The sequence below is a fragment of the Mycobacterium sp. shizuoka-1 genome, assembly GCF_002723835.1.
Taxonomy (GTDB): domain Bacteria; phylum Actinomycetota; class Actinomycetes; order Mycobacteriales; family Mycobacteriaceae; genus Mycobacterium.
In genome coordinates, this window is the sequence record NZ_BEWG01000152.1 from 1 (window position 1) to 3,164 (window position 3,164).

The 3,164-nt window shown below is 68.0% G+C and carries 3 protein-coding genes; all 3 read left to right on the top strand.

The window, feature by feature from the left end; all coding sequences use genetic code 11:
• Positions 1 to 71 precede the first annotated feature (71 nt).
• Entirely contained in the window at positions 72 to 659 is a 588-nt protein-coding gene (locus MSZK_RS31395) for a hypothetical protein (RefSeq protein ID WP_016343886.1), read from the top strand.
• A gap of 123 nt (positions 660 to 782) precedes the next feature.
• Positions 783 to 2,276, top strand: coding sequence for a DDE-type integrase/transposase/recombinase (locus MSZK_RS31400; protein ID WP_099252399.1), 1,494 nt, complete (start codon positions 783 to 785; stop codon positions 2,274 to 2,276).
• Positions 2,273 to 3,088: an ExeA family protein gene (locus MSZK_RS31405; RefSeq protein ID WP_016343888.1), complete on the top strand. Its 816-nt coding sequence runs from the start codon at positions 2,273 to 2,275 to the stop codon at positions 3,086 to 3,088. Before MSZK_RS31400 ends, MSZK_RS31405 begins: the two co-directional genes overlap by 4 nt.
• Positions 3,089 to 3,164: the final 76 nt, after the last annotated feature.

The window sequence follows — 3,164 nt, forward strand, 5'->3', positions numbered from 1 at the left end:
CTACAGCGCGGCACCCCGCTGAAGTCTTGGCGGGCTCGCAGGGTGCCGCGCTGTAGTGCACGGAGGCACTCGTGGTGACGGTAGAGGCTGATCTGGTTTCCGTCGAGTCCCGGCTGGCTGCCGGCGAGATCGGGTGCCCGTCCTGCGCCGACGGTGTGCTGGGCGGCTGGGGATTTGCCCGGCCCCGCCGCATCCGCGGCGTAGCTGGCGCGGTGCGTCCGCGACGGGGGCGTTGCCGGTCGTGTCTGGTGACGCATGTGCTGCTGCCGGTGATGATGTTTGCGCGTAGAGGGTATGGCGCACAGACGATTTGGAATGCGTTGGTGCAGCGAGCCGACGGCTTTGGGCATCGCCGAATCGCGGAGAATCTGAGGGTGCCAGCGACCACGGTGCGCGGATGGCTGCGCCGGGTGGCCGGGCGTGTGGAGTCAGTGCGGGCGTGGTTCATCCAGGTCGCAATGCGCACCGGAATAGACGTGCCGGTCCCGCAGGGGTTCGGCTGCGGCTGGCGTGATCTGGTGGCCGCGATAATCACCGCCGCTGCGGCGATCGGTCAGAGGTTCGGCCCGGCGGGGGTGCTGGGCGTGGTGACGCCGCACCTGGTGATGGTGGCGGTCAGCGGCGGGCGGCTGTTGGCGCCGGACTGGTCACCGGCATGACGCGGGGTGCACGCAACACCAGTTGCCCCTGACGCGACGCGCCGTGATCGGTGATCCTCGCCAAGGAACCTGCCCGGCAACGGTTTCGGGCAGGGCCGCCGAGCATGCGAGGAGGACACTGCGGTGTCATTGGAAGAGCACAAGCGTCGGGAGCGGGCCCACGCGATCGGGTTGTTCCGCTATCAGTTGATCTGCCCTGCACTGGAGGCGGGGTTGTCGACCAAGCAGCGCGGCAGGCTGGTCCGCGAGATCGCCGAGCGCCGCCATATCGACCCGTTCGGCAGTCAGGTGCAGGTGGCGCGGGCGACCTTGGATCGCTGGATCCGCCGTTACCGGGCTGGCGGCTTCGAGGCACTGGTCCCTGAGCCGCGGCGGTTGGCCACCCGCACCGATGAGCAGGTGTTGGAGCTGGCCGCCTCGCTGAAACGGGAGAACCCGGCCCGCACCGCCGCCCAGGTGGCCCGGATCCTGCGCACCGCGACCGGGTGGGCACCCTCGGAATCGACCCTGCTGCGCCACTTCCACCGCAGCGAACTGATGGGCCCGGCCACCGGGCAGGCAGGTGAGGTGTTCGGGCGGTTCGAAGCCCCCGACCCGAATGAACTGTGGGTCGGCGATGCCCTGCACGGCCCGCGGGTCGGGGACCGCAAAACCTACCTGTTCGCGTTCCTCGACGACCACTCTCGGCTGGTGGTCGGGCACCGCTTCGGGTTCGCCGAAGACACCGTGCGCCTGGCCGCCGCGCTCAAACCGGCGTTGGCCGCCCGCGGAGTTCCCGCCTCGATCTATGTCGACAACGGGTCCGCGTTCGTGGATGCGTGGCTGCTGCGGGCGTGCGCGAAACTCGGGATCCGGCTGGTGCATTCCGCGCCCGGTCGCCCGCAGGGCCGCGGCAAGATCGAACGGTTCTTCCGCACCGTGCGTGAACAGTTCCTCGTCGAGGTCACCGACACCAGCAGCGAGGACCTCGCCGCGGCCGGGGTGGATCACCGCGGGGCGTTGTTGGAGCTCAACCGGCTGTTCATGGCCTGGGTCGAGACCGAATACCACCGCCGCACCCACTCCGAGACCGAAGCGCCGCCGCTGGCTCGGTGGGAGGACGGCTGGGATCGGCTCGGCGGGCTGCCGGCGTTGCCGACTGCTGCGGATTTGACTGAGGCGTTCTTGTGGTCGGAGTTCCGCACGGTGACCAAAACCGCCACGGTCTCGCTGCACTCCAACACCTACCGGGTCGACCCGGCCCTGGCCGGGCGCCGGGTGGAGTTGGTGTTCTCCCCGTTCGATCTGGAAACGATCGAGGTCCGCTACCGGGATCAGAGTTTCGGCGCCGCGATCGCTCACACCATCACCCGCCATGCCCATCCGAAAGCCCGGCCCGAGACCGTTGACTCAGGACCTGCGCCGGCGGTGACGGGGATCGACTATCTGGCGTTGACTGCCGCTGCCCATCATGAGCAGCTGCGCCAGGATGAACGTATCGGCTATCACGCCCTCTACGGCCCTCGCACTGACCGCACTATCGACGCCCCTGGCGACCATGCTCAGATTCCTGGCCAGCTCTCCATCACCGACCTCGACCCCGGCAACGCTGCTCATGAAGATGGGGTGTCGGCATGAGTATTGAACGGCTGCAATCGCATTGGGGTTTCTCCCGGATGCCGTTCGGGCGGAATCTAGCTCCGTCGATGCTGCACCGCCACCCCGGCCACAGCGAAGCGATCGCCCGCATCGGCTGGTGTGTCAATCAGTGCGCGATCGGGGTCATCACCGGTGAAGTCGGCGCCGGCAAAACCGTGGCCATCCGCGCCGCCGCGACCGCCCTGGACCCCGCCCGGCACGTCATCATCTACCTGGCCAACCCCACCATCGGAGTCCGCGGCATGCTCACCCACATCGTGGCCGCCCTCGGACACACCCCGGTATTTCACACCGCCCGCCTCGCACCCCAGGCCGCGGACGCCCTGGCCGCTGAACACGCCGAACGCGGCCGCAACCCCGTGCTCGTCGTCGATGAAGCCCATCTGCTCGACAACCATCAGCTCGAAGCGATCCGATTGTTGACCAATCACGACATGGACTCCGGGTCACCGTTCGCCGTCGTGCTGGTCGGCCAACCCACCCTGCGGCACCGGCTACGCCTCGGTGTCCTTGCCGCGTTGGATCAGCGCATCGCCGTGCGCTACACCCTGCCCGGCATGAGTCCAGCTGACACCGCCGACTACATCAGCCATCACACCAAGATCGCCGGCCGCTCCGACACCCTGTTCGCCGAGGATGCCGTCACCCTGATTCACAACGCCTCACGCGGACACCCACGAGCGGTCAACAACCTCGCCTTGCACGCGCTGACTGCCGCGTTCGCTGCCGGTCATTCCATCGTCGGGGAGAAAGCTGCCCGCATCGCCATCAGCGAAACAGCCTCAGACTGAACCAGACTCCCACCACCGAGACCACCACTGCATCACCGCGGCGACGATCCCGTCACCGAGACCACCAACAGCCCCG